The sequence below is a fragment of the Antrihabitans stalactiti genome (assembly GCF_012932915.1).
Classification (GTDB): Bacteria; Actinomycetota; Actinomycetes; order Mycobacteriales; family Mycobacteriaceae; genus Antrihabitans; species Antrihabitans stalactiti.
This window is the reverse complement of record NZ_VCQU01000006.1, coordinates 367,420-393,464: the sequence shown is the minus strand read 5'-3', so window position 1 is coordinate 393,464 and position 26,045 is coordinate 367,420. Positions and strand designations below refer to the sequence as shown.

Sequence of the window (26,045 nt, the reverse complement as noted above, 5' to 3'; positions counted from 1 at the left end):
CATTTACGTTCGGATGAGGGCACAGCGGCGGCGGCCGGGCGCTGAGGATTCAGTAACAATGGTGAACGTGCGCAAACTGATCATCGGGCTCGTCTGCCTCGTAGGCCTCGCCGTCGTCATCGACTTCGGCGCCGCTGCCTACGCCGAGTACCGGGTGTCGCGCGCGATTCGCCAGGGAGCCGACCTCACCTCCGACCCCGAAGTCACCATCCACGGATTCCCGTTTCTTTCCCACGCGATCGACGGCAAATACAAAACGGTCGAGATCAGTGCGCACGGCGTTCGGGCCGACGTCATCGGCAAAACCACGATCGAAGCGACGCTGACCGGGGTATCGGTCCCGCTGGCCGACATGATCGACGGCACCGTCGACACAGTCCCGGTCGACCGCGTCGACGGCCGAATCCGCATCGACGCCACCGAGCTGGGACGGCTCCTCGCCATCCCTGACCTGCAGGTTTCCGCTCCGCCCGCCGACAAGTCCGACGGCACGTTCGGTTCGGGTGGCTCCGGACTGACCACCACCGGCGGTGTCGTCTTCACCGGCACCGTTCCGGTCGGACCGGTCAAGACCAAGCTCAGCGTCAAGGCCAATCTCATCCTCGAGAACGGGCAACTCCGCATCGTGGCCAGCGATTTCTACATCGACCCCGGCGCCGGCTTCAAAATCGACATCCCGATTCCCGACCGCAACGGTGTACTGGGCCTCTTCAATCAGACGATCGACACCAGGCAATTGCCGTTCGGGGTACTCCCGACGAAGGTATCGGCGATCGGATCGCAGATCGTGATCGAAGGTACGGGGCAGAATGTGACTATCAACCTCGACGACTTGAAGAAATCATGACGCAGATCACAGTCCTCCTCGCCGTGCTGGCGCTCGCGACAGCAGTCGGCCTCGCCTTCCGGGCGCGCGCAGGCAAAGTCCGGCACACCGCGAGTTCCGGCGATAACGACACTGCGGAACTCCTCGCGTCGGTCGGTGTGCAGTCCGCCGTTCCGACAGTGCTTCATTTCTCTGCAGACTGGTGCGGTCCGTGCGCGGCGGTCCGGCGCGTCGTCGGTCAGGTTGTCGCCGACTTGGCGCGAACCCCCAACCCGCCAGCCGAGGTCGAGGTGGACATCGACGAGCATCCTCGCCTGGCCAAGAAGCTCGGCGTCATGTCACTGCCCACGACCTTCATCTTCGACGGCGTCGCGACCGAGCGGTTTCGCATCTCGGGGGTCCCGACGAGCGCCGATCTGCGGACCGCGCTCGTGCAGCTCAGCGGCTAGTTTTCCGGGTCCGCTTCAGGTCGCTGACCAGGCGATGGTTCACGTTTCCCCAGAAGCGGGTAAACTGCGCCACGTGCAGACCAGCCAGGAGCTTATGCTCACCCGACGCCGCGCAGTAGACCTGTGCCGCCTCGCGGGCTGTTGTTGTCGCACTTGCCGCTGATCGCCCCCGGCCGGTCCGTTTTGCTCTGATTTTGTGCAATTCGCCGACACCCGTGCCGCCGAGGTAATCGTCTGATCGCGCGGTCACCCGCGTCCTCGGCCAACCTTTGCCCAAAATATCTGCGCGCAGGAGCACGTCACATGTCCACAACATCACAATCCATCACCGGATCGGGCTCGGTCGCAACCGACGTAGCCGCGCCCGGTGCAGCACCTCAGGTCGACGTCCGCGGACCACGGTTCGCAGCGTGGATCACCACAACAGTCTTGGTAGTCGTGCTGGTCGCGGCGATCTTTTCGACAGTCGCAGCAGGGGTGATTCTCGCGATCCAAGCCGTCGTCTTCGCGATCGGCGCAGCGGTGGGTCCGCGTCGCAGCCCATACGGTGCACTGTTCGCGAAATTCGTCGCACCCCGCATCTCACCGACAACCGAACGTGAACCAACCCCGCCGTTGCGCTTCGCGCAGCTGCTGGGCTTCGTCTTCGCGTTCGTCGGGGTCATCGGCTTCGCCGTCGGCCTCCCCTTGCTCGGTCTGATCTTCACAGGCTTCGCGTTGTTCGCCGCGTTCCTCAACGCCGCCTTCGGCATCTGCCTCGGCTGCCAGATCTACCCGCTCGTCGCGCGCCTTCGGCCCGCCAACAGCTAACCGTCCCAACGTAATTCGCACATCTATCTGAAGTACATCGAAAGGAACACAATGGCTCGCTCCGACGTCCTGGTCTCCACTGACTGGGCCGAGCAGAACCTGAACGCCCCCGGAAAGGTATTCGTCGAGGTCGACGAAGACACCTCCGCCTACGAGGGTGGCCACATCGAGGGCGCGGTCAAGCTCGACTGGAAGCAGGACCTGCAAGACCAGGTCCGGCGCGACTTCGTCAACCGCGAGCAGTTCTCCGACCTGCTCTCTGCCCGCGGCATCAGCAACGACGACGAGGTCATCCTCTACGGCGGCAACAACAACTGGTTCGCGGCATACGCCTACTGGTACTTCAAGCTGTACGGGCACGACAACGTCAAGCTGCTCGACGGTGGTCGCAAGAAGTGGGAACTCGATGGTCGTCCGCTCTCGCGTGACGCAGTCAAGCGGGAACAGACCACGTACAAGGCCGCCGAGCCGGATCTGTCGATCCGCGCATTCCGTGACGAAGCCGTCGCCGCCATCGGCGTGAAGAACCTGGTCGACGTCCGCTCCCCAGACGAGTTCTCCGGTAAGATCCTCGCGCCGGCACACCTCCCGCAGGAGCAGAGCCAGCGTCCCGGCCACATCCCCGGCGCATTGAGCGTCCCGTGGAGCAAGGCCGCGAACGAGGACGGCACGTTCAAGTCCGACGAAGAACTGACCGAGATCTACGGCGAAGCCGGCTTGGACGGATCGAAGGACACCATCGCCTACTGCCGCATCGGCGAGCGCTCCAGCCACACCTGGTTCGTGCTCAAGGAGCTGCTCGGCCACGAGAATGTCAAGAATTACGACGGGAGCTGGACCGAGTACGGCTCACTCGTCGGTGTACCGATCGAACTGGGAGAGTAAATATGTGTGCAGCACCAACGCAGGGCCAGGCCATCCCGGCCGGTGTCGACGTAGAGAAAGAAACCGTCATCACGGGTCGCGTGCTCGCCGGTGACGGCCAGCCGGTCGGCGGCGCGTTCGTCCGACTGCTCGATCGAAGCGGTGAATTCACCGCCGAGGTCGTCGCATCGGGCACCGGCGACTTCCGCTTCTTCGCAGCTCCCGGCGACTGGACGGTCCGGGCACTGTCGCCTTCGGGCAACGGCACCGCCGCCATCCGCCCCGAGGCCAACGGCATCCACAACGTGGACGTGACGGTCGGCGCGGCTTAGTCCCTGCTTCATCCCACTGTGCGCGCGTCTCACCCCTCCAAGGGTGAAACGCGCGCACAGTTGTTTCCGGACCCCGTGCGCGCGTCTCACCCGCCAAGGGGTGAAATTCGCGCACAGTTGAGTGCGATTGTTCACCCATTCGGCGTGTCGCCGCAGTCCCGTTTAGACTGACCGACGTGGTCCTATTCTTCGAGGTTCTCCTTGGTCTGGCATCGTTGCTGATCACCTGGTTCGGCCTGTATGTCGTCTATCGCCTGGTCACCGACGAGTCGTGAGCCAGGACGCGACACCAAGTTCCGAGCAGGCCCAGGCGCCCAGTACCGACGAGGCAGTAGCGCTCGCCGCAGAGCGCGCGAAATCGACTGGTGCTCGCAACATTCCGATCCTTCCTGATCTGCCCTTGCCTGAGGACACCGCGAACCTCCGCCTCGGTCCGGACCTCAACAAAGCTCTGCTCGCCCTCCTCCCGATGGTCGGTGTGTGGCGCGGCGAGGGTGAGGGCAACGACGAGTCGGGCGATTACCGATTCGGTCAGCAGATCGTGGTCAGCCACGACGGCGGCGACTACCTGACGTGGGAATCGCGGTCCTGGGTGCTCGACGCTTCCGGCGATTACGTGCGTCCCGACCTCCGCGAGACCGGCTTCTGGCGAGTGAGCGGCGACGGCACCAAGGACAACGAGGTCGTCGAACTGCTGCTCACCCACAGCTCCGGCGTCATCGAACTGTTCTACGGTCAGGCGCTCACCCAAGCATCCTGGGAACTCGCCACCGACGTGGTCATTCGTAGCCAATCCGCCGCCGTGGTCGGTGGCGCGAAGCGGTTGTACGGCATCGTCGAAGGCGGCGACTTGGCATACGTCGAAGAACGTGTTCTCGCCGACGGTCCGTTGGAACCACGTCTTTCGGCAAGGTTGTCGCGCTACATAGGCTGACCCGTGCGCGCGTCTCACCTCTCCAGGGGTGAAAATCACGCACAGTTCGAGTTGTCCACAAGCGCCGGTTTATCCACAGATCGACCGCTGGACCTGGATTCCAACCGAAATCTGTCGGTGGCATCCCCAAGCCTCCGTTCATGGAAAATGACGAACTCCAACGCCTCATCGACGACCAACACGGTGTCGTGACCTACCCGCAGCTTCGCCCTCATGGCTACAGCCGCAAGCGGGTTCAGCACGCCATCGAGGCCGGGCATTGGCAGCAGGTCCTGTTCGGCGTGTATTCAGTCGTCAGCGGTCCGTTGACGCGCGACGCGCGACTGACTTCGGCACTCCTCTACGGCGGCGGCTCGTCGATCCTCAGCTATCGAACGGCAGCAGAGGATTGGTTCATGTTGCCAATCGACGACTCCGCGCCGGTGCACATCACGGTCCCCTATGGGTCCTCGGCCGTCAGCGTCCCGCCGACGCCGCACCGCCCCACGAATCGCCTTGCTGTACGCGGCGACGGCGTCGTCCATCCAGGTGTCATCGTCCATCGATCTCGCGCGATGGAACACATACGAATCGGATCGACCCGCCCTCGAACATCCAAAGTCGATACGGCGATCGACGTCGCGGTTTCGGAACAGACTGCGGAAGCGGCATTTACAACCCTGGTCGCGCTTGCCACCAATGGCGGCATTCGCCTCGCAGACCTCGAGACGCGCGTCGAGCAGCGCAAACCGAGGCGGCACAACGTCGCAATCGCCGATGCATTGCGCCTCCTCGCCGACGGCGTCCAGTCCGTACTCGAATTCCACTATGCGATCGACGTCGAGCAGGCTCATGGACTCCCGCAGGCCCGCCGGCAGGGACCTGTCGTCGTCGACGGTCAAACCCTCTATGAAGATGTCGTCTATTCGACGCCCGGCACGGACCTCATCGTCAGGCTCGACGGTCGGGCCACACATACGATGCGCGGCATACCTTTTCGAGATCGTCGCCGAGATAACGCGGCGGAAGTCGCCGGAAAGTCCAGCCTTGTCTACGGCTGGGAGGAGGTACACCGCGACGCGTGCGAAGTCGCGGCGGAAGTGCGATTTGTGCTGGAACGCTCAGGATGGGCCGGGCGAAATCCCTGTCCGAACTGTGCGCGAAATTTACCCCTGACGGGGTGAGACGCGCGCACAGAACGCGAACAGCCCCCGAGCCTTCTGCGCGTTCGCAGATCCCGGTCGGACGGACCGGGGGCTCGGGGGCCGGGTAGCTGCCTTGGATTCACCAGCCGCTCGCGCGGTCGAGAACCCCTCAGCGGTAGCGGCTAGCGGACAGCCACCTCACATGTCCTTCGTATAACCAACTTCAGACCACCTCCTCTCTCGTGTACTAACGAAAGTACGTGGACCCGCAGCGATCGGCAACGCATTTTCTCGCTGCGCTGAATCGAGGGAAATGACCTGGTCAGGGCGGCTATCGTTCGGCAGCTGGTGAGTCACCACCACGACCGTGCGGCGACGTACCACTAGGCCTGACCCACGGTCGAGCAGGCGTCGCAGGAGTTCGGCGCCTTCGCGTGCATCGAGGTGTTCGGTCGGCTCGTCCAGGAGCAGGACGTCGGCGGGCGAGACGATGGCGCGGGCGAGCAAGATGCGGCGCCGCTGACCGCCCGAGACCGCGCGGTCGCCACCGACAAGGACCGTGTCGACACCGTCGACCAAGCCGTCGAGCCACTCCCCCAGCCCGACCGAACGCAATACGTCCTCGGCCTCGCTAGTGGTCAACGAACCCCGCGCGACCCGCAGGTTCTCCAGCAGCGTGGTGTCGAACAGATGCGCGTCTTCGGCGAAGAAGGTCACCCGCCGCCGGACCGACCCAGGATCGATGTCGTGCAAATCTTTGCCGCCCAGCGTAATTCGTCCCTCGACGGGCTCCAGCAGGCCGGCCAGTGTCATCAGCAGCGTGGTCTTGCCCACCCCACTTGCACCGACGACGGCCACCCGCGCGCCACGCGCGAGGTCCAGATCGATCGGTGGCGTGACTGCAGAATCCGGCCACCCGGACCGCAATCGTCGAGCACGGACCACCCAGTCGGTCGCATCCTGGCGACCCGGCGCAGCCGCAACGCCCGCACCGTCGACCAAACTGACCACCCGGCGAGCGGCGATCCGGGCCCGGGTCAACGCTTGCGCTGCAGCGGGGAGCAGTGCGACGGCCTCGAACGCCGCCAACGGAACCAGCACGAGCACCGCCAGGGCCATCGGCGTCATCCCGCCCTGACCGCCCCCGCCCGGACCGTACAACGCGACACCGATCAGCAACGCCCCGAGGACGCTCGCTCCGATCGCGAATGGTGTTGCCGCCGCGGCGACCGCATTGCCTCGTGCCGCACGGTCCGCAGCCGCAGCGGCACGCACGCTTGCCGACCGCGCTGCCCCGACGACCTCGCCCAAGTGCCCGGCAACGCGCAGTTCGGCGGCGTGGTCGAGCGTGGTGACCGCATGGACGGCGTAATCGGCGGCCGAGGCCATCGAACCTTCCTCCGCGGACCGAGCGGCACGCGAGGCCAATACCGGCGCAACGATTCCCGAAAGCGCCAGCGCCCCAGCCAAAATGACGGCGGCAAGCCCGGATATCGATGCCATCAATCCGACAGCGGCGACGGAGAGCACCACAGCGACCGCGATCGGCACTACAGCCCGAACGACGACGGCCGCAACAGTCTCCACGTCGTCGCCGGTGCGCGTCAGGAGCATTCCGCGGCGCATGCCGGTGACGGCAGCCGGTTCACCCGCCGCGAGCTGGCGGTAGATGGCGGACCGAGCGCCGACCGCGCCACGAAACGCCGTGTCGTGACTGGCCAAGCGTTCCAGATACCGGAAGACGCCGCGCGAGATCCCCAACGCCCGGACCGCAACCACCGCGACGCTGAGGTCAAGGATCGGCGGCATCTGCCAGGCGCGCGCGATCAGCCACGCGGCGACGCCCGCGAGCGCCAACGCGCTGCCCAGCGAGGCGACGCCCGCGGCCACGGCGAGTGCGAGCCGACGCGGCCGGACCTCCAACAGTCCCAGCGCACGGACCAGCGGGTCATCGAACATCGCCACGCACCTCCACGATGAGGTCCGCAGCGGCGAGAACGGCAGGACGGTGGCCGACGACCACGACAGTCGCGCCGCCCTCAGCGCAGCGAACCAGTGCATCCAGCACGGCCGCCTCGCTGTCGGCATCGAGGTGAGCAGTCGGCTCGTCGAGCAGCAGAATCGGCCGATTCGATGCCAAAACCCTTGTCAACGCCAACCTTTGCCGTTGCCCGAGTGAAAGGCCCGCTCCGCCGACGCCGACGACGCTGTCCCAGCCATTGGGCATCGAGGACAGCACTTCGTCGAATCCAGTTGCTGCACAGGCCGGTCCAGCGCAGCCAGGAATGACGCCGGTCAGCGCCAAGTTCTCGCGCAGCGTGCCCGGCAACAACACCGGCCGCTGCGGCAGCCAGGCGATGTGATCCCACCACCACTGGGGATCGAGGTGCGCAACCTCGATGCCGTCCACGGTTACGCGGCCCTGGTCGGGCGCTGCGAGACCGAGAATTGCTTGCAGCACGGTCGATTTGCCGGACCCGTTCAGTCCGGTCAACACGGTGACCATGCCCGGCCGGAACACGCCGTTGAACCCGGCGGGCGCCATGCCGTCACGCGCCGCAACACTGAGCGACGTGACGTCGATGATCCCGTTCAACCGCGCGGGTCGCAGCCCGTCGATCACGCGAGCCCCTCCAGAGATTTCGAGCACCTCGAACGCCTTTCTCGCAGCAGCCATTCCGTCCTCGGCTGCATGAAAACGCTCCCCGACCGCCCGGATCGGGGCGTAGACCTCGGGGGCAAGGATGAGCGCGACAAGCCCTGCCTGCAGTGCCATATCGCCGAAAACGAGCCGTAGGCCGATACTGACCGCGACGAGCGCGACACACAGGGTGGCAAGCAGTTCCAGCACCATGGACGACAGGAATGCGATCCGAAGTGCTGACATCGCGGTACGCCGATGCGCATCGCCCAGTTCCCGGACGCGAGCCTCCGGACCACGCTCACGACCCAACGCCCGCAACGTCGGCAAGCCGGCGAGCAGGTCGAGCAGCTGGCCCGACAGTGTGGTCATCGTGGCTAGCGTCTTGTTCGACTTGTTCCGGGTGAGCAACCCGATGAGAACCATGAAAATCGGGATCAGCGGCAGTGTGCCGCCGACGATCAGGGCCGACGTCGGATCCTGCGTCCAGATGACGGCGATGACCGCCGGTGGGACGATGATCGCCAAGATCAGCGAGGGCAAATAGCCCGCTAGGTAGGGCCGGAGATCAGCGAGTCCGTGCGTGAGAACGACAGCCAGTTCGGCTCGGCGCGAATCGAGTTCGCGGGGCGGCAGCTCGGCCGCTGCTTCGAGAACATCACCCTCCAACTCCGCAATCACATCGGTAGCCGCTCGATGCCCGAAGCGCGCCTGCAACCAGGCCGAGGCGACGCGTACCGCAACGACGACCGCCAGAACCCCGAGCAGCCCAGCCCAATCCGACAAGCTACGCCGCGACGGGTCGGTGATCACACCGGCAACAACGCTACCGATCACCAACGCCGACAAGATGATTGCCGCAGTTGTCACCACGGACAGCACGACCGACAGCACCAGGTACCCACGCGCAGAGCGCGAGAATCGCCACAGTCTCGGGTCGACCGGTCCGCGACGAGGTTCGACGACGGTGGTCATCGCGGCCGCCTGGCCGGTAGACCGATCGACGGCGGGATGTGGTCGACCGAGATCCGTTGCCGGAATACCCAGTACGTCCAGCCCTGATACAGCAGGACCACCGGCGCCGCGAACGCCGCACACCAACTCAGGATCTTCAATGTGTAAGGCGACGAGGACGCGTTCGCGACAGTCAGGCTGTACAACTCGTTCGTCGTCGATGGCAACACATTCGGAAAGAGCGATGCGAAAAGCAACGTCATCATTGCGATCACAGCCAGTGCAGTGCTCACGAACGCCCACCCCTCGCGTTCGGCGTTCGTGAGCACCAGGGTGGCCGCGAGCAGTGCAACGACGAGGCCGGCCAGCAACCACGTCCAGCCCCGACCGCTCGACAACTGCGTCCACAGCACGAACACCCCACACACGACAGCCGCTGGAACGGCCAGCCGTGCAGCGAGTTTCACCGCATCGGCACGGACCTCGTCAGCAGATTTCAAGGCGACGAACACACAGCCGTGCAGGACGAACAGCAACGCGAACGCGGCGCCACCCAGCAACGCATACGGACCAAGCAAACCGAACACACCGGACGTCATCCGCTTGTCCGCGCCGATGGCGACGCCGCCGACGATGTTGGCGAACACGATGCCCCACAGGACCGCAGGTACCCACGAGCCGAACATGATGGCGGCGTCACACCGAGACCGCCACACCGGATCGTCGATCTTGCCGCGCCACTCGATGGCACACACACGGACGATCAGCGAGACCAGGATCAGCAGTATCGGCAAATACATGCCCGCCAAAAGCGTTGCGTACCAGTCAGGAAAGGCAGCGAACATCGCTCCGACGGCGGTGATCAGCCATACCTCGTTGCCATCCCACACCGGACCGATCGTGTTCAGCAACACGCGTCGGCGGTTCTCTGTCCGGCCCAGGATCGGGAACAACATGCCCACCCCGAAGTCGAATCCTTCCAGCACGAAGTACCCGATGAACAGCACGGCGACGGCGCCGAACCATAGCTGCGGCAAAGTCATCACGCCTCCCTCTAGTACGCGAACGAAAGCTGTTTGGGTGCTTCGTCATCCGACACCGGGTCGGACGGTCCGTGCGTCGACGGACCTGCAATCACGTACCGGCTCATCAACTTCAACCAGACGCAGGCCAGCGCGGCGTAGAGCAGGGTGAAGGTCGCGAGCGACACCACAACCGTCGCCGACGAGTGTCCCGAGACGGCTTGTGCCACCGTGAGTCGAATCTGATCGACACCAGTGGGATTGGGTGCGATGACCCACGGCTGGCGGCCCATTTCGGTGAACACCCAGCCAGCACTGTTCGCGAGGAATGGCGTTGGAATGGCCAGCAAGCTCAGCCACGCGAACCACCGTTGGTGCGGTACCCGGCCGCCCCGGGTGACCCACAACCCGGCCACAGCGAGCAAAGCCGAACCCACCGCAAGCGTGATCATCAACCGGAAAGCCCAATACGTGACAAAGAGATTCGGCCGGTAGTCACCGGGTCCGTATTTCTCGACGTACTCGTTCTGCAGGTCGACGACGCCTTTCAGATCGACGCCCGAGAACTTGCCCTCGGCAAGCCAGGACAGCACGCCGGGAACTTCGATCAGGTGCGAGACGCTGTCGCAGTTGTTGTGGGTGCCGACCGTGAGGACCGAGAAGGCGGGGTCCGTGCCACCGTGGCACAGCGATTCCGCAGACGCCATCTTCATGGGCTGTTGCTGGAACATCAACTTGCCCTGCGCGTCTCCGGTCAGCACCAATGCGCCACCCGAAACGATGATGACGGCCATCGCGAGCCGAGCGACGGGCCGGAACAGCTGTGCGCCGTCACCGTCAGGACCTTTCAGCCCCCGAACCATCCACCATCCGGCGATCCCGGCGACGAACGTTCCCGCCGTCAGGAATGCGCCCGCAACAGCGTGCGGAAAGGCTGCCAACGCTGTGTTGTTGGTGAGGAGGGCCCAGATGTCGGTCAGTTCTGCGCGCCCCGTGTCGGGATTGAACCGCGCTCCGACCGGGTGCTGCATGAACGAGTTCGCAGCGATGATGAAGTACGCCGAGGCGTTCACGCCGATGGCGACGATCCAGATGGTCGCGAGGTGGACGGCCTTCGGCAGTCGCTCCCAGCCGAAGATCCAGAGGCCGAGGAAGGTCGACTCGAGGAAGAACGCGACGAGACCCTCGAGCGCGAGCGGCGCCCCGAAGACATCCCCGACGAATCGCGAGTATTCGCTCCAGTTCATTCCGAACTGGAATTCCTGGACGATCCCTGTCGCGACACCGAGGGCGAAGTTGATCAGGAAAAGCTTGCCGAAGAATTTGGTGAGCCGGTACCAGCGATCGTGGCCCGTGATGAACCAGAGCGTTTGCATGACTGCGACGAGCGGCGCCAAACCGATCGTCAGCGGCACGAACACGAAGTGATAGACCGTCGTGATGCCGAACTGCCATCGGGAGATGTCCAAGGCGTCCATGCCTTAGCTCCTGCCATCGTCTACTACAGATTACGTACTACTGACTGTAGTAGACGAGTCAAGCCCTGCTAGGTGACCGACTCCACAGCAAGATCGACAAGTGACGGAATTGCCCCGGAATTCTCCGGTTCCGGCAGCTCGAGGCCGTCGATCGTGTGCACGCGAGCGGCCAAAGTCACACTCGACAACAGCCACACACCGTCCGCTGTGATCAGATCTGCGGGGAAAAGTGGCGCGTACTCACACGAGTAGCCCTTGTCCTCGGCGACCTGAAAAAGGGCCCGCTGCGTGGTTCCTGCGAGCACGCCCTGACTCGCAGGGGGCGTGATGAGGCTCTTGTCGCGCGCAATGACAACCGTCGACCGCGGACCTTCCAGCACCCGTCCTTCACTGCTCACGAAGATCACGTCGTCGGCGCCGTATCTCGCCGCGAATCGCAGCGCCGCCATGTTCGTCGCATACGAGAGCGTCTTCGCTCCGACGAGCTGCCACGGCGCGATCTGCCCGAGGTCGACCGACTGGCCGCGCGGCATGGTCATCACCGACACTCCGTCGGTGCGGACGGCCCTTACCCGGTCCTGAACTGGGCCGATAAGCACGTAGCCGGTCGGATCACCACCGCCTTCGCGGCCGCGGCTGTAAACGACGCGCATCGCGCCTTCGGCCTCCTCGCCCCACTCCTCCGCCGCTGTATCGATGACGGATCGCCATGCTGCGAGGTCGGGTGCGGGGAGGTCGAGCGCTTCCGCGGACTTGCTCAGCCGGGCAAGGTGCATGTCGACGATTCGGGCGCGGCCACCGCGAACGAGGATTGTTTCGAAGGCGCCGTCGCCTCGCAGCGCGGCAAGGTCGTCAGCACACAACAGCGGCTGGTCCGCGTCGCGCACGACGCCATCCAGGGTTACAAGCACTCGATCAGCCATGCTGCCAGCGTATCGGCGCCATCGGACTTCGAGCGCGCTCCTACTATGGGCGGTGTGGATCAATCCCCGATCGAAACACCAGGCGCCGTTGCAGGCGTGCCGGGATCATCCGATGAAGCAGTCGCATGGCACTACGGCGATCCGTTCGCTGAACAACGAGCCGCTGTCGAAGCGGCAGCGGTCATCGACCGCTCACACCGATTCGTCATCGCGATCGAGGGTGCCGAGCGCCTCACGTGGCTCCACACGATCTCGAGCCAGCACATCGCCGCGCTGCCCGACCGCGCGTCCGGCGAAAACCTGAGCCTGGACCTCAACGGCCGCGTCGAGCACCACTTCGTCATGACCGATATCGACGGCACGCTGTGGATCGACACCGAAGCCGCCAACGGGCCCGATCTGCTCGCCTTCCTGAAGAAGATGGTCTTCTGGGCGAAAGCCGAACCCCGCGACGCCAACGACTACGCGGTCATCAGCCTGCTCGGCAGGCAGGCACACGACGTTCTCGACGGGCTGCCCGCCGGCACCGACCGCGCAGAATCGCTGCCAGGCGGGGGCTTCGTTCGGAAGATGCCGTGGCCGACGGACGACTCGTACGACCTGATAGTCCCCCGAGATCAACTCGCGCACTGGTGGACTCGCCTGACGAAGGCGGGAGCGACACCCGCCGGGATGTGGGCGTTCGAGGCATTGCGGGTGGCAACGCTGCGGCCACGAATCGGAATCGACACCGACGACCGCACGATTCCGCACGAGGTCCGCTGGATCGGCGGGATCGACCAAGCCGGCGCGGTGCACCTGGACAAGGGCTGCTATCGCGGTCAGGAAACCGTTGCTCGCGTGCACAACCTCGGCAAACCGCCCCGAAATCTGGTGCTGTTGCACCTCGACGGCTCGGCAGAAGGGCGCCCCGAGACCGGCGACGCCGTCAACGCGGGAGGCCGCGCAGTCGGCCGGGTCGGCACGGTCATCGACCACTACGAGCTCGGACCGATCGCATTGGCGCTGGTCAAACGCAATATTCCGGCAGACACCACACTCGACGCCGGGCCATGCGCAGCATCGATCGATCCCGATTCGCTGCCTGTCGGCGACGAGGTCCAAGCCGGACGGGCGGCGATCGAGCGGTTGCGTGGTCGATGAGCGGGCGCGTCGACGCCGTCTGCATCGTTCACGCTGATCTGCCCAGTCCGCGCCCCGTTGGGGTGACCTCGATCGACAAGCGCCCGCGGCCTGGGCGGCACGCGGTCGACCCGATGGGTCTCGTCGACGACCACGTCTGCGACACCGACCACCACGGTGGCGTTGATCAAGCGGTCTACGCATACGCCGAGGAAGAAGCCGCCCGGTGGTCCAGCGAGATCGAGAAGCCGGTCCCGGCTGGGTGGTTCGGCGAGAACCTGCGGGTGAGCGGTATCGCCGTCACCGATGCCGTGATCGGCCAGCGCTGGCACCTCGACAACGTCGTGCTGGAGGTCACCGCCCCGCGCATTCCGTGTGCGACGTTCCAGCGCTGGACCGACGAGGAGCACTGGGTGCGCCGTTTCACCCTGCGCAGTGACGTCGGCGCTTATCTTCGTGTTGTCGAGCCCGGCACCATCGGTGCTGGTGACACGATCGATATCGGTTACACCCCGGAGCACGGCGTCACAGTCCGCGATCTCTTCGTCGGTACGGACCTCGACCGGCTCATTCGACTCGAAACGGAGCCGTCGTTGTCTGCCAAGGTTCGCGGCAAGATCTCGCACATTCTCGAACGTGCAGGAAAACGATGAGCGTTGAACTGGTCGAGCTAGTTCGTTCGGGGTTTCGGGAGAGCGTCCATCGCGGGTCGGTGGCCGTCGTCGCGCCCGACGGCGAGTCGATACTCGAGCTCGGCGAGGTGCACATCCCGATCTATCCACGGTCGGCGAACAAGCCGATGCAAGCCGTCGCGATGCTTCGCAACGGGTTCGAGCCGGTCGACGTCGACGAACTTGCGATCGCCACGGCATCGCACTTGGGCGAGCGCCGGCACGTCGCACTCGTGCGTCGCTTGCTCGACGCCCACGGGCTGACCGAGGACCAACTGCTCTGCCCGCCGGACTTCCCCTCTGACGACCAAGCACGCGCGGAGGTACTCACGAACGGGGCGAGGGCGCGGCGCGCGTACATGAACTGCTCAGGCAAGCATGCGGCCATGCTGGCGACATGTGTGGCCAACGATTGGCCTACGGAGAACTACCTGGACCCGACGCACCCCATGCAGCTGGCGGTGATCGACACGATCGCCGAATTGACCGGAGAGCCGGAAAGCGAATTCGGGATCGACGGCTGCGGCCTGCCGATCGTTCCGGTGTCGCTCACGAACCTCGCCCGCGCCGTCGCGGCATTCGTCACCGCACCGGCCGAGTCGCCGGAGCGGCGCGTAGCGGACGCAATTCGGGCTCAGCCATACGTGATGTCCGGCACAGGCGCAGACGACCTGCAGCTCATGACAGCGGTCCCCGGATTGCTGTGCAAGGCGGGTGCGGAAGGCGTCCACGTAGGGGCCCTGCCGGACGGCACAGGGTTCGCTTTGAAGATCGACGACGGAGCCGACCGAGCGAGGATGCCGCTGACAGCCGGTCTGCTGGACTGGATCGGCGTCGATTCGGGCGGTGCCGTGACCGAAATCGGTGCGCAGCCCGTCAACGGAGGCGGCGCGCGGGTCGGTGTGATCCGCGCAATTCCCGGCGTGTTCGGGCGACGCGTCGAATCCTGAGGCGCTAGTGGTGGTCCTAGAAGCGCGAGCGCGATTCGCACGCTAGAGTGTGTGTCAGGAAAAAATACACATTCGAACGGGGCCGCCAAAATACCCAGGCCGCCCCTTAAAAGCGCGAGGGGGTTAGCCATGGGCCGTGGCCGGGCTAAGGCAAAGCAGACCAAGGTTGCACGCGAGCTCAAGTACAGCTCGCCATCCACCGACTTCGACAGCTTGCAGCGAGAGCTCGCCGGAGGAGGTACACCCATCTCGCAACGAAGCAGCGCCGGATCGTCTGACGATCAGGACAAACGCTCTCGCTGGGACGAAGACGAGTTCGAATACGAAGAGTGGCGTCGCTGACACTTAGGTAGAACGAGGGGGAAACCGGCCGCAGCCGGTTTCCCCCTCGTTCGCGCCTGAACCCCTTCAGAACCGCGGGTGGTCGCCGACCATGAAGGCACGGTCCGGCTCACCCTTCTCGTTCTTGGCGCCGGCCTTCTTCACAGTGCCGAGCGTCCAACATTTGATGTGCCTGGCAGTCAGGATGGCCAATGCACGGTCGACGTCTTCGGGCGCCACGACCGCGACCATCCCGACGCCCATGTTGAACGTCTTCTCCATCTCGGCGCGCTCCACGCGGCCGCGCTGGGCGATCATCTTGAACACCGGCGCCGGGTTCCACGTTCCGCGGTCGAGCTCGGCAACCAGGCCACGCGGCATTACCCGTGCAAGGTTGTTCGCAAGCCCGCCACCGGTCACGTGAGCGAACGTCCGGACCTCTGTCTCGGCAATCAGCGCAAGGCAATCCTTGGCGTAAATCTTCGTCGGCTCGAGGAGTTCCTCACCCAACGTCCGGCCGAATTCCTCGACATGACTGCTCAGCGACATGCGGTCGATCTCGAGGAGCACTTTGCGCGCCAGACTGTAGCCATTGGAGTGCAGACCCGAAGACCCCATCGCTATGACGACATCGCCAGGGCGCACCCGGTCGGCGCCGAGGACCGAATCGGCTTCGACCACGCCGATACCTGTCGCCGACAGGTCGTAGTCACCATCAGCCATCAATCCCGGGTGTTCGGCGGTCTCGCCACCGAGCAAAGCGCAGCCGGCGCGGATACAACCCTCGGCGATGCCACCGACGAGCTCAGCGACGCGCTCAGGGACAACTCGACCCACCGCGATGTAGTCCTGCAGGAACAGCGGTTCTGCACCACAGACGACCAGGTCGTCCACGACCATGGCAACGAGGTCCAGCCCGACGGTGTCGTGGCGGTCCATCGCCTGCGCGACGGCGATTTTCGTCCCGACGCCGTCGGTCGAGGCAGCAAGCAGAGGCTCGCGGTAACCAGACTTGAGCGCGAACAATCCGGCGAATCCACCCAGACCGCCCTGCACCTCAGGACGACTCGCCTTCTTCGCGAGCGGGCCGAAAAGCTCCACCGCCCGATCGCCCGCCTCTATGTCCACGCCTGCTGCTGCGTATGAAGCACCGGGGCGGCGAGGGGTCTGGGGATTCATCAGCGAGTGCTCCGAATTGTTGGCGAAAGGTGCGAGGTCACGCTACCGGAGTTCGATGACAGTTCGGGCGTCGGTGCGACCTATCCGCTGTACAGAGTCACTCGGAGGGGCCGATCGGTTGGACACTCTGCCGATTTCTTCCTGGATCGGGTTCCTTCAATTCGATGAACAATGCATGCGAATCGGACTCCCCGATGTTCTCGCCCCAATGCTCTTGCGCCGCCACCCATCGGGCTTGGCCGGCAGTCAGTTCGACTTCGACGCTCCGACCCCCTGACGTGATGCGGCGACGAAAGGAACCGAGGGGATACATCACCGAATCCGGATGCCCGTGCGGCGCTGTGCGATTGCCTGGTTTGTCGCGATATTCGAGCACACGGACCCGCTCGTTCTCGAAGATCACGGTGTAGAGATCTGGGTTGGTGACAATCGGATCGTCGCTCATGGTGGGACCCTCGCTCGACCGGTACGACCTGTTCCGCCGGATATGGTACTAAGATACCGTAATGGACACCGAAGTACCATATGAGCGCGAAGGCCGAACGCGGCAGAAGTCGCGGACCCGTAAGGCGCTGGTCACCGCAGCGCAGACCTTGCTCGCGGACGGGCTGACCCCGACCGTCGAGCAAGCCGCGGCGGCTGCGGGGATCTCCCGCACCACGGCATATCGATATTTCCCCAACCAGCGCGGCCTTCTGGTCGCCGCGCACCCCGAGATCGACATGGCATCGCTCCTCCCGCCGGACGCGCCAACCGACGTCCGCGAGCGCCTCGACCTCGTGATGCGCCAGGCAATCAGGATCACGGTCGAGTGGGAGCCTGCGTTGCGCACCTCATTGCGGCTCTCCCTCGAACCCGACCAGTCCGAGCGGCCGCTCCTTCGACGAGGTCGCGCGATCGGCTGGATCGAAGAAGCGCTCGAGCCCCTCCGCGCAACCACACCTCACGTCGACCCGCATCGCCTCGCCTGCGCAATTCGCTCCGCGACCGGTATCGAGGCGTTTCTGTGGCTGGTCGACATCGCAGGCATGCCCCGCGCCGAAGCGGCGGAGACGCTGCTGTGGACCTCGAAAGCGCTACTCGAAGCGGCCGTGCAATCGACGCCGGCTATGCCTGAGCACCGCCGGAAAGGTGGGCATTAGCCATCCGACGGCGGCGCTGCTCGACGGGATCGGGCACGGGCACAGCGGCGACGAGGCGCCGGGTGTAGTCGTGCGTCGGGTGACCCAACACGGCCGTCCGGGTCCCTTCCTCGACGATCGTGCCGCTCTTGCAGACGACGACGCGATCGGCGAGCAGATCGACAACGGCGAGGTCGTGGCTGATGAAGAGGCAGGCGAACTGGCATTCGGCTTGCAGCTGCTCGAACAGCTCGAGAATCTTGGCTTGGACAGACACATCGAGCGCGCTCGTCGGTTCGTCAGCGATCAACAGGTCCGGCTGCAATGCCAACGCCCTCGCCAAGCTGACGCGTTGACGCTGACCGCCGGAGAGTTCGTGTGGATAGCGTCCGCTGATGTCCTTGGGCAGTTGCACGTCGTCGATGAGCTGGGTGACCTTGGCGCGCACAGCAGCTCGCCCGACCTTGTGCACGATCAGCGGTTCCGCAATGGCCTCGCCGACCGTGAGGCGGGGGTTCAACGACGTTGCAGGATCTTGGAAGACGACGCCCAACCGGCGCCGCACGGGTCGAAGATCCCGCTCCCTGAGCCCCGCGATGTTCGCGCCGAGGACCTTGATCGCTCCCGCCGTCGGCCGCTGCAGTCCGACGACGCAGCGCCCGATGGTGGTCTTGCCGGAGCCGGACTCACCGACCAACCCCAGCGTCTCGCCCCGCGCGATGGTGAAACTCACGTCATCGACCGCCGTGAAAGCCGGTCGGCCGAGCGCTCCCGGGAACCGAACGGTCAGGTGCTCGACGTCGAGCACTGTCTCGGCGCTCGAATGGTCCTCGACCTCGTCCGATCGAGAACCCAAGTGCGGGACCGCAACGAGTAGCGCTCTCGTGTAGTCGTTCGCTGGTCGGGCGAACAGTTGCTCGACCGGCGCCTGCTCGACGATGCGCCCGTCTTTCATCACCACGACGCGGTCGGCGAGGTCGGCGACGACACCCATGTTGTGGGTGATCAACACGAGTGCGCAGCCGGTTCGGTCGCGCAGCTCACGGAGCAGAACGAGGATTTCGGCCGCGACCGTGACGTCGAGCGCCGTCGTCGGTTCGTCGGCGATGATCACTTTGGGCTCACACGCAATCGCGATCGCGATCATCACCCGCTGCTTCTGCCCGCCCGACAATTCATGCGGATAGAAATCCACGCGATGCTCCGGATCCGGCAAGCCGACCAGCTCCAGCAGTTCGACAGCCCTCGCCTTTGCGGCTTTTCGTCCCACCGACGAATGCGCCCGGACCGCCTCGCCGATCTGGTAGCCGACAGTGAACAACGGATCGAGAGCGAGACCGGGCTCTTGAAAGACCATCGACACGTCACCGCCACGAATCGCGGTCAGTTCGCGTTCGGACATCGCGGTAATCGTGTGCGTGCCAACACGAACCAGACCGTCGACGTGCGCGGTCGGCGGCAGGAGGCCGATCGCGGACCGTGAGCTGACCGACTTCCCCGAGCCCGATTCACCGACGATCGCCAGGACCTCGCCCGGCTGTACGTCGAAAGACACATCGGTCACCGCATCGACAGGTCCGGCGTCGGTGGCGAAGACGACCGTCAAGGACTGAACGGTCAGCGCAGGCTCGGTCATTGCACCTGCCGCCTCGTGCGCAGCATCGGATTGAAGCCTTCGTCGAGGCTCTCCCCCACCATCGTCATACCGAGCCCTACCAGGACGATGGCCACGCCGGGAAACACTCCTGTCCACCAGATTCCGTTGGATACGTCGGCCAGCGCCTTGTTCAAGTCGTAGCCCCACTCTGCCGCAGCGGTCGGCTCGATCCCGAAGCCGAGGAAGCCAAGGCCGGCCAGAGTCAGGATCGCCTCCGCGCCGTTGAGCGTGGCGACAACCGGAAGCGACTGGGTCACGTTGGCGAGGATGTGGCGGAACATGATTCGGCTGTTCGATGCGCCGATCACTCGCGCCGCATCGACGAACGGTTCCTGCTTGACCGCGACCGTTGCATTTCGAACAACCCGAAAGTATTGCGGGACAAAGACTGCGGTGACCGCTATTGCCGCGGAGAGCACGCCGCCGAACGCACTCGAATTGCCTCCCGCGACGACGATCGACACCACGATCGCGAGCAACAACGACGGAAAGGCGTACATCGCATCCATGAACAGCGACAACACCCGATCAGGCCAGCGCCCGATGTAGCCCGACGCCAAACCCAAAGGCACGCCGACGACGATCGACAGGACGAGCGAGAGCGCGATGACGAGCAAGGCGGTCCGAGCGCCGAAGAGAACTCGCGAGAACACGTCCTCCCCGCGCACCGAGGTCCCGAACCAATGCTCGGCCGACGGAGCCTGTTGCCGGACGAAATCCACACCGTCGGAGGAATTTTGCGACAGTCCGTACGGTGCCAGGAGCGGGGCGAACACTGCGGACAACACGAAGAGAGCGATCAGGCCAAGGCCGACGAGCAGCGTCACCCGCTGCAGACCGGAGGTCATCGAGAACAGCCGCAGCCCGCGCGCTTGCATCAGAACCGCACCCGCGGATCGATCAGGGCAACCACAACATCGACGAAGAAGCTCATGAATGCCACCACTAGCGCGATGAACGCGACAATCCCTTGCACAGCAATGAAATCGCGGGCTTTCAAATACTCGGCAAGCTGATAACCGAGGCCCTTCCATTCGAAGGTCGTCTCGGTCAGCACCGCCCCACCCAGGTGCATGGCGATGTAGAGACCCATGACGGTCACGACGGGAATCATCGCGTTCCTGAACGCATGGCGACCGGTGACCACGCGCTGCGACAGGCCGCGCGCCCGCGCAGCTTCGACGTAGCCGCTTCGCAGAGTCTGCAGCAGGTTCACGCGCACCAGCCGCAGGAACACGCCCGCTGTGAGCAGACCGAGCGCAAGCGCAGGCAGGACCGCATGTTTCAAGACGTCGCCGATGTAATCGAGGTTGCCGTACAGGATGGCGTCGACGATCATAATGTTGGTTTTCGGCGAAACATGTTGCAGCGCAAGTTCGACCGGTGCGCTCGCCCGCCCCCCGGCAGGGAGCCAACCCAGCTCGACCGCAAACAGCAATTTCAGCAACAGGCCGACGAAGAACACCGGCGCTACATACGCCAGAATCGCGAAGAGCCGCAGCGCCACGTCGGCGGCTTTGTCACGGTGACTTGCTGCGTAGCGCCCCAACGGAATCCCGACCGCGAACGCGACGAGCAGCGCCCAGAAGACCAGTTCCAAGGTGGCTGCGCCGTCGACCCGAATCACGTCGCTGATCTCGCGGTTGTCCGCCGACCGGCCGAAATCACCACGCAACAGGCCGGCCAGATATTCCCAATACTGAGACAGCAGTGGACGATTGAGTCCGGCTGCTTCCTTGCGCTCGTTGATCTGCTCGGCCGTGAGGCGCCCACCCATGCTGGCGCTGATCGGGTCACCGACGACGCGCATGAGGAAGAACACAACGGTCACGAGGATCCACGCGGTCGGAATGATCAAGCAGAACCGCACCGCAAGATAGCGAGCGAGCGCCGCCCTGCGCGAGCGCTCACCGACGCGAGTAGTCACGACGACGGGTCAGTGCTTGGACAGCACCGTGTACCGGAACTTGAACGACGCGTCCAACGTCTCGGGGACTCCTTCGACATTCTTGGCCGCGACTGCAATCTGCTTGCCGGACAACAGGGGAAGCATCGGAATGTGGTCTCGGGCGAGCACGTCCTGAATTTGCCGCAGCAGGTCCGTGCGCTTCGCGAAATCCGGCTCGGTCGTTTCTTTCACGATCAGATCGGCGATGAACTTGTCGTCGAAATGCGATTGCAGGAAGTTGTTCGGCGCGAAGAACGGCGTCAGATAGTTGTCCGCATCCGGGAAGTCGGGGAACCACCCGAGTTGGTACACGGGGTAGGCGTCCTGGGTCCGCTCCTTCTGGTAGGTCACCCATTCCGTCTGCTGCAGATTGACCTTGAACAGTCCAGTGCCCTCGAGCTGCGACTTGACCGCGGCGTACTCCTCGTCGCTGCTGCTGCCGTAGTGATCCATGTTGTACTGCAGATTGATCTCGACCGGCAACGGCATACCGGCATCGGCCAGGAACTTCGCCGCGGCATCCTTGTTCGGCGTTGCTCCGTAGACGTCTTTGTACGACTCGACGGAGCCTGGAACGCCGGGCGGAACCGACGAGTACGCCGGCGTGTACGTGCCCTTGTAGACGTTGCGCGACAACGCATCTCGGTCGACCGACGACGCGATCGCTTTGCGAACGGCCAACTTCTGTTCCGGGGTGGCGCCGGGCATCGTGTTGAGGTTGAACACGATGTAGCGCAGCTCGCCACCGGGGCCCTCGTACACAGTGACCTTGTCGCTCCCCCGCAGGGAGTCGATGTCGGTCGGCGTGAACGACCGGAATCCGACGTCGACCGTGTTCTTCTGCACATCCTCTTTCAGAGACTGCGCGCTCGCGTAGTACTTGGCGATGACGTTCTCGGACCTGGGCTTACCGAGTACGCCCGCGTAGTCCGGGTTGGCCTTGTAGTCGACGAGCTGATTCTTCTTGTACGTCTCGATCGTGAACGGACCGGCGAACGGCTTGGCCTTCACGATCTCGTTGTCGTCGAGCAATTTGTCGGCGGGAAAAACCTGCTCGTCGACGATCGGACCCGCATTCGTGGCGAGGACTTGTGGGAACGTCTGATCGTTGGGGTTCTTCAGGGTGAACGCCACGGTCGTCTCGTTGACGGCGTCGGTGTGGTCGAGCTGGGTGAGCAGCGAAATCGGGCCGTTGGGGTCGTTGATCTTCACGATCCGGTCGTAGGAGTGCTTCACGCTCGCGGCGGTCAACGGATGACCGTTGGCGAACTTCAACCCCGGTTTGAGTGTGCAGGTGTAGACGACGGGCTGCGTGAACTCGCATTTCTCCGCGACGTCAGGCTTGAGACCCGCATCTCCCGGAACGGAATTCATCAAGTACGGGTAGATCTGGTTCATCGGCGTGAACGATCCGTTGTCGTACGCGCCCGCGGGGTCGAGGGTGACGATCTTGTCGGTCGTTCCCACCACCATCGGCGCCGGACCGGACGCGTCTTCGTCGGTCCGGCCGCTGCCACAGGCAGCCGAGAACAGGGTCAAGCTCGCGATGAGGCCGACCGCTTCGAGAGTTGTCGTTCGCATGACAGGCGACGGTACGCCCGTTTGTGTGGATTATCCGTCGGTATCCGACGGCAATTCCACGGCTTCAGCTCAGGGCCTGCTCAGTGCGCTCACGTTCGCGTCGGTGGTCCCTGCGCCGATGCCTTCGAGCAGATTCTTGCTGATCATTTCCTTCGGAAGGGCGATCGGGTACTCGCCGTCGAAGCACGCCGAGCACAACCGGCTCTTCGGCTGCTCGGTGGCGGCGATCATCCCGTCGATCGAGATGTAGCCGAGGGTGTCCGCGCCGATGGAGCGGCGGACGCCTTCGAGCATTTCAGCCATCGTGTCCGCGCTGTTGGCAATCAATTCGGCCGGCGAGGCGAAGTCGATCCCGTAGAAGCAGGGCCATTTCACCGGCGGCGACGCAATCCGCACGTGGATCTCCAGTGCGCCGGCCTCCCGCAGCATGCGGATCAACGCACGTTGGGTGTTGCCGCGAACGATGGAGTCGTCGACGACAACCAAGCGCTTACCGCGGATCACTTCCTTGAGCGGGTTGAGCTTGAGCCTGATGCCGAGCTGACGGATGGTCTGCGACGGCTGAATGAACGTGCGCCCGACATAGGCGTTCTTCATCAAACCTTGGCCGTACGGAATGCCCGAAGCTTGCGCGTACCCAACGGCGGCCGGGGTGCCGGACTCCGGAACGGGGATGACCAGGTCGCCGTCGGCAGGATGCTCTTTGGCGAGGCGACGACCGATGTCGACGCGGGCGCCATGCACGGACCGTCCCGCGATCACGCTGTCGGGACGCGCGAGGTAGACGTATTCGAAGACGCAACCCTTGGGCTCCGGGTTGGCGAACCGTGAGGAGCGCACGCCGTCTGCGTCGATCGCCAGCAGCTCACCCGGCTCGATCTCGCGGACGAACGAGGCTCCGACGATGTCCAGCGCTGCGGTCTCGCTGGCGACGACCCAACCACGGTCCAGCCGCCCGAGACACAAAGGCCGCACGCCGTAAGGATCGCGTGCGGCATACAAGGTGTTTTCGTCCATGAAGGTCAAACAGAAAGCACCACGGAATGTGGGGAGCAGCTGCAGCGCGGCCTGCTCGATGGTGCTGTCAGCGGCGGCGAACGCCAGCAGCGCACCCATGATGTCCGAGTCGGACGAGGCGGCGATCGCTCGACGTTCGTTGATGAGGCCCGCTTCGCGCGCCTTGCTCGCCAGCTCAGCAGTGTTGACGAGGTTTCCGTTGTGGCCGAGCGCCAAACCGGTGCCGACCGCCGTCGTCCTGAAGACCGGCTGCGCGTTCTCCCAGTTCGTGGAGCCCGTCGTCGAGTACCTGCAGTGGCCGATCGCGACGTGCCCGGGCATTGCGGCGAGCGTCTGCTCATCGAAGACCTGACTGACCAGGCCCAGATCCTTGAACACCAGCACTTGTGAGCCGTCGGCGACCGCGATTCCAGCAGCCTCCTGCCCACGGTGCTGCAGCGCGTAGAGGCCGTAGTACGTGAGCTTTGCGACGTCCTCGCCAGGCGCCCAGACGCCGAAAACTCCGCATTCTTCGCGCGGCTCATTTTCAGGCTGATCGAGTTGGCGGGCTGGACTGTTGACCGATGGATCGGCTGAAGTCACCTTGCGCTCCCTTTGGCGGCTGGACGAGGGGGGCACCAGCGAGTCTACGGGTGATCTGTATCTCCGCCAGCCAAGCACGCCTGCTCAACGTGCGGCACCTGCGGGTTTGCCGAGCGAATGTCAGGCAAATCACGTTCCTGCGGCGTGTTGCCGAAGATCGGCGTCCGCGTCGGATTCCTTGCTACCGTCTCGCACTGTGACGAGCGAGGATACGGCGGGGTCCGAGACTCTTCGAGCATTGCGCGAACCCAAGCTGTGGTTGGCCCCAATATTGGTGGTCAGCTTCGTGATGGCGCTGCTCGGCGTGCTCTATCTGGACAGCATCCTGGACCCGAAGAAGAACCTGCACGACTTTCCGATCGCGGTCGTCAACCAGGACGACGGCGAGACGTTCACCTCCGTTGCGGGCGACAAACGCGAGAACTTCGGCGACCAGATCACCGACGCGCTCGTCAACGGCGTCGACAAAAATCAGATCGATATTCGCCATGTCGGGATCGGCGAAGCCCAGTCCTTGATGCGCAAGGGTGAGGTCTACGGCGCACTGATCATTCCGAGCGACTTCAGCAAGCGACTGCACATCCTCGGAATCACGAGCGTTGCGCCGGGCGAAGACATTCAGAAACCGGCCGTGACGATCAATACCAATCCCCGTGCAGGCCCGTTCGCCGTTGGAATCGTCACCCAGATCTTCGACCAGGCGACGACCAAGGTGAACGAGACCGTCGGCAAGCAATTGACCGAGTCGGTGCTGGCCGAGCTGAAGGGCACCCCGATCTCCGGTGCAAGCAAGCTGGTGTTGACCGAGCCCATCGCGGTCGACACCGTCGCTTACAACGCTCTACCCGATGGCACCGGCAACGGGCTCGCGCCGTTCTACTACGCGTTGCTGCTGCTCTTGGCCGGTTTCACCGGGTCGATGATCGTCAGCCAACTGGTCGATGCCCAGCTGGGCTTCGCACCCGCCGAGATGGGTCCCTGGTACATCTACAACCCGTCGGTCCGAGTGTCGCGCTTCCACACCTTGATGGTGAAGTGGGCGCTCATGCTTGTGCTCGGGATCGTGGTCTCAGGTATCTACGTCGGCATCGGCGCTCTGCTCGACATGCCGATGTCGCGGCCTGGAGCCCTGTTCGCTTATGGGGCCTTCGCGATCACCGCGGTCGGAATTTCGGCGACCGCCGTCATGGCCGCTCTGGGCTCCGCAGGGCTGATCGTCAACCTGATCGTGTTCATCATTCTCGGCGTCCCGTCGTCGGGCGGTACGGTCCCGCTGGAGGGCCAACCACCGTTCTTCGGTTGGCTCGCGAACTTCGAACCGCTGCATCAGGTGTTCATCGGCACGCGAGCAATTCTGTTCTACGACGCGCGCTACGACTCCGGCTTGCTGAACGCCTTCTGGAAAACATTGGCAGGCCTGATCTTCGGCATGGCCATCGGAATTATCGCCACCCGCATCTACGACCGCAAAGGCTTCCACCGCGGCACGACCGGCGAACCCCTAAACCAACCCTCGTGAGTCTTTTAGGAGTCCCTGGA

At 64.3% G+C, this 26,045-nt stretch carries 26 protein-coding genes; 14 read left to right on the top strand and 12 right to left on the bottom strand.

Annotation, left to right across the window (positions count from 1 at the left end):
* The first annotated feature begins 67 nt into the window (after nt 1-67).
* From FGL95_RS19115 to FGL95_RS19085, 8 genes are all read left to right on the top strand, one after another.
* Nucleotides 68-847, top strand: a complete 780-nt coding sequence (locus FGL95_RS19115) for an LmeA family phospholipid-binding protein (protein ID WP_338079926.1) — start codon at nt 68-70, stop codon at nt 845-847.
* A complete protein-coding gene (locus FGL95_RS19110) occupies nt 844-1,275 on the top strand; it encodes a thioredoxin family protein (protein WP_169589730.1) in 432 nt (143 codons plus the stop codon). Before FGL95_RS19115 ends, FGL95_RS19110 begins: the two co-directional genes overlap by 4 nt.
* Before the next feature lie 34 nt (nt 1,276-1,309).
* Entirely contained in the window at nt 1,310-1,438 is a 129-nt protein-coding gene (locus tag FGL95_RS33165; RefSeq protein WP_420838063.1) for an Ms5788A family Cys-rich leader peptide, read from the top strand.
* 140 nt (nt 1,439-1,578) lie between these two features.
* On the top strand, nt 1,579-2,085 hold the full coding sequence (locus FGL95_RS19105) for a DUF4395 domain-containing protein (protein ID WP_169589728.1): 507 nt from the start codon (nt 1,579-1,581) through the stop codon (nt 2,083-2,085).
* A gap of 51 nt (nt 2,086-2,136) precedes the next feature.
* The gene (locus FGL95_RS19100; protein WP_169589726.1) at nt 2,137-2,970 is read left to right on the top strand and encodes a sulfurtransferase; all 834 of its coding nucleotides are present in this window, start codon (nt 2,137-2,139) and stop codon (nt 2,968-2,970) included.
* A 2-nt stretch (nt 2,971-2,972) separates the two neighbouring features.
* Nucleotides 2,973-3,281, top strand: a complete 309-nt coding sequence (locus FGL95_RS19095) for a DUF1416 domain-containing protein (RefSeq protein ID WP_169589724.1) — start codon at nt 2,973-2,975, stop codon at nt 3,279-3,281.
* Between the two features lie 271 nt (nt 3,282-3,552).
* Entirely contained in the window at nt 3,553-4,215 is a 663-nt protein-coding gene (locus FGL95_RS19090; RefSeq protein ID WP_169589722.1) for a heme-binding beta-barrel domain-containing protein, read from the top strand.
* A 140-nt stretch (nt 4,216-4,355) separates the two neighbouring features.
* Nucleotides 4,356-5,378, top strand: a complete 1,023-nt coding sequence (locus FGL95_RS19085) for a type IV toxin-antitoxin system AbiEi family antitoxin domain-containing protein (RefSeq protein ID WP_169589720.1) — start codon at nt 4,356-4,358, stop codon at nt 5,376-5,378.
* Nucleotides 5,379-5,537: 159 nt separating this feature from the next.
* Here the strand turns inward: FGL95_RS19085 and cydC are convergent, their stop codons facing one another.
* From cydC to FGL95_RS19060, 5 genes are all read right to left on the bottom strand, one after another.
* Nucleotides 5,538-7,298, bottom strand: coding sequence for a thiol reductant ABC exporter subunit CydC (cydC, locus tag FGL95_RS19080; RefSeq protein WP_169589718.1), 1,761 nt, complete (start codon nt 7,296-7,298; stop codon nt 5,538-5,540).
* The gene (gene cydD / locus FGL95_RS19075) at nt 7,288-8,955 is read right to left on the bottom strand and encodes a thiol reductant ABC exporter subunit CydD (protein ID WP_169589716.1); all 1,668 of its coding nucleotides are present in this window, start codon (nt 8,953-8,955) and stop codon (nt 7,288-7,290) included. Before cydD ends, cydC begins: the two co-directional genes overlap by 11 nt.
* On the bottom strand, nt 8,952-9,977 hold the full coding sequence (gene cydB, locus FGL95_RS19070) for a cytochrome d ubiquinol oxidase subunit II (RefSeq protein WP_169589714.1): 1,026 nt from the start codon (nt 9,975-9,977) through the stop codon (nt 8,952-8,954). Before cydB ends, cydD begins: the two co-directional genes overlap by 4 nt.
* A gap of 11 nt (nt 9,978-9,988) precedes the next feature.
* A complete protein-coding gene (locus FGL95_RS19065; protein ID WP_169589712.1) occupies nt 9,989-11,434 on the bottom strand; it encodes a cytochrome ubiquinol oxidase subunit I in 1,446 nt (481 codons plus the stop codon).
* A 68-nt stretch (nt 11,435-11,502) separates the two neighbouring features.
* On the bottom strand, nt 11,503-12,357 hold the full coding sequence (locus FGL95_RS19060; protein ID WP_169589710.1) for an aminodeoxychorismate lyase: 855 nt from the start codon (nt 12,355-12,357) through the stop codon (nt 11,503-11,505).
* A gap of 45 nt (nt 12,358-12,402) precedes the next feature.
* On the opposite strand from FGL95_RS19060, the gene ygfZ reads away from it, so the two are divergent.
* The 4 genes from ygfZ (at nt 12,403) to FGL95_RS19040 (ending at nt 15,442) form a co-directional block, all read left to right on the top strand.
* Nucleotides 12,403-13,500 (top strand): CAF17-like 4Fe-4S cluster assembly/insertion protein YgfZ, encoded by a 1,098-nt coding sequence (gene ygfZ / locus FGL95_RS19055; RefSeq protein ID WP_169589708.1) that lies wholly within the window; start codon nt 12,403-12,405, stop codon nt 13,498-13,500.
* The gene (locus tag FGL95_RS19050) at nt 13,497-14,132 is read left to right on the top strand and encodes an MOSC domain-containing protein (RefSeq protein WP_169589707.1); all 636 of its coding nucleotides are present in this window, start codon (nt 13,497-13,499) and stop codon (nt 14,130-14,132) included. The genes ygfZ and FGL95_RS19050 overlap by 4 nt, the downstream gene beginning before the upstream one ends.
* A complete protein-coding gene (locus FGL95_RS19045; protein WP_169589706.1) occupies nt 14,129-15,100 on the top strand; it encodes an asparaginase in 972 nt (323 codons plus the stop codon). The genes FGL95_RS19050 and FGL95_RS19045 overlap by 4 nt, the downstream gene beginning before the upstream one ends.
* 129 nt (nt 15,101-15,229) lie before the next feature.
* Nucleotides 15,230-15,442, top strand: coding sequence for a DUF3073 domain-containing protein (locus FGL95_RS19040; protein WP_169589705.1), 213 nt, complete (start codon nt 15,230-15,232; stop codon nt 15,440-15,442).
* Between the two features lie 66 nt (nt 15,443-15,508).
* On the opposite strand, the gene purM is transcribed toward FGL95_RS19040, so the two are convergent.
* Nucleotides 15,509-16,600 carry a phosphoribosylformylglycinamidine cyclo-ligase gene (purM, locus tag FGL95_RS19035; protein ID WP_169589704.1) on the bottom strand — a complete coding sequence of 364 codons (1,092 nt, stop codon included), beginning with the start codon at nt 16,598-16,600 and terminating at the stop codon, nt 15,509-15,511.
* A gap of 97 nt (nt 16,601-16,697) precedes the next feature.
* Entirely contained in the window at nt 16,698-17,045 is a 348-nt protein-coding gene (locus tag FGL95_RS19030) for a cupin domain-containing protein (protein ID WP_169589702.1), read from the bottom strand.
* A 61-nt stretch (nt 17,046-17,106) separates the two neighbouring features.
* Here FGL95_RS19030 and FGL95_RS19025 point away from each other — a divergent pair, with 61 nt between their 5' ends.
* Nucleotides 17,107-17,742, top strand: coding sequence for a TetR/AcrR family transcriptional regulator (locus FGL95_RS19025; protein WP_169589700.1), 636 nt, complete (start codon nt 17,107-17,109; stop codon nt 17,740-17,742).
* Here the strand turns inward: FGL95_RS19025 and FGL95_RS19020 are convergent.
* From FGL95_RS19020 to purF, 5 genes are all read right to left on the bottom strand, one after another.
* Nucleotides 17,708-19,357, bottom strand: coding sequence for an ABC transporter ATP-binding protein (locus FGL95_RS19020; RefSeq protein ID WP_169589698.1), 1,650 nt, complete (start codon nt 19,355-19,357; stop codon nt 17,708-17,710). The genes FGL95_RS19025 and FGL95_RS19020 overlap by 35 nt on opposite strands.
* Entirely contained in the window at nt 19,354-20,256 is a 903-nt protein-coding gene (locus tag FGL95_RS19015) for an ABC transporter permease (protein WP_169589696.1), read from the bottom strand. The genes FGL95_RS19020 and FGL95_RS19015 overlap by 4 nt, the downstream gene beginning before the upstream one ends.
* A complete protein-coding gene (locus FGL95_RS19010) occupies nt 20,256-21,305 on the bottom strand; it encodes an ABC transporter permease (protein ID WP_338079925.1) in 1,050 nt (349 codons plus the stop codon). Before FGL95_RS19010 ends, FGL95_RS19015 begins: the two co-directional genes overlap by 1 nt.
* Before the next feature lie 9 nt (nt 21,306-21,314).
* Nucleotides 21,315-22,799: an ABC transporter substrate-binding protein gene (locus tag FGL95_RS19005; RefSeq protein ID WP_240963162.1), complete on the bottom strand. Its 1,485-nt coding sequence runs from the start codon at nt 22,797-22,799 to the stop codon at nt 21,315-21,317.
* Between the two features lie 177 nt (nt 22,800-22,976).
* The gene (purF, locus tag FGL95_RS19000) at nt 22,977-24,506 is read right to left on the bottom strand and encodes an amidophosphoribosyltransferase (protein ID WP_169589692.1); all 1,530 of its coding nucleotides are present in this window, start codon (nt 24,504-24,506) and stop codon (nt 22,977-22,979) included.
* A 196-nt stretch (nt 24,507-24,702) separates the two neighbouring features.
* On the opposite strand from purF, the gene FGL95_RS18995 reads away from it, so the two are divergent.
* Nucleotides 24,703-26,025, top strand: coding sequence for a YhgE/Pip domain-containing protein (locus tag FGL95_RS18995; RefSeq protein ID WP_338079924.1), 1,323 nt, complete (start codon nt 24,703-24,705; stop codon nt 26,023-26,025).
* Nucleotides 26,026-26,045 lie beyond the last annotated feature (20 nt).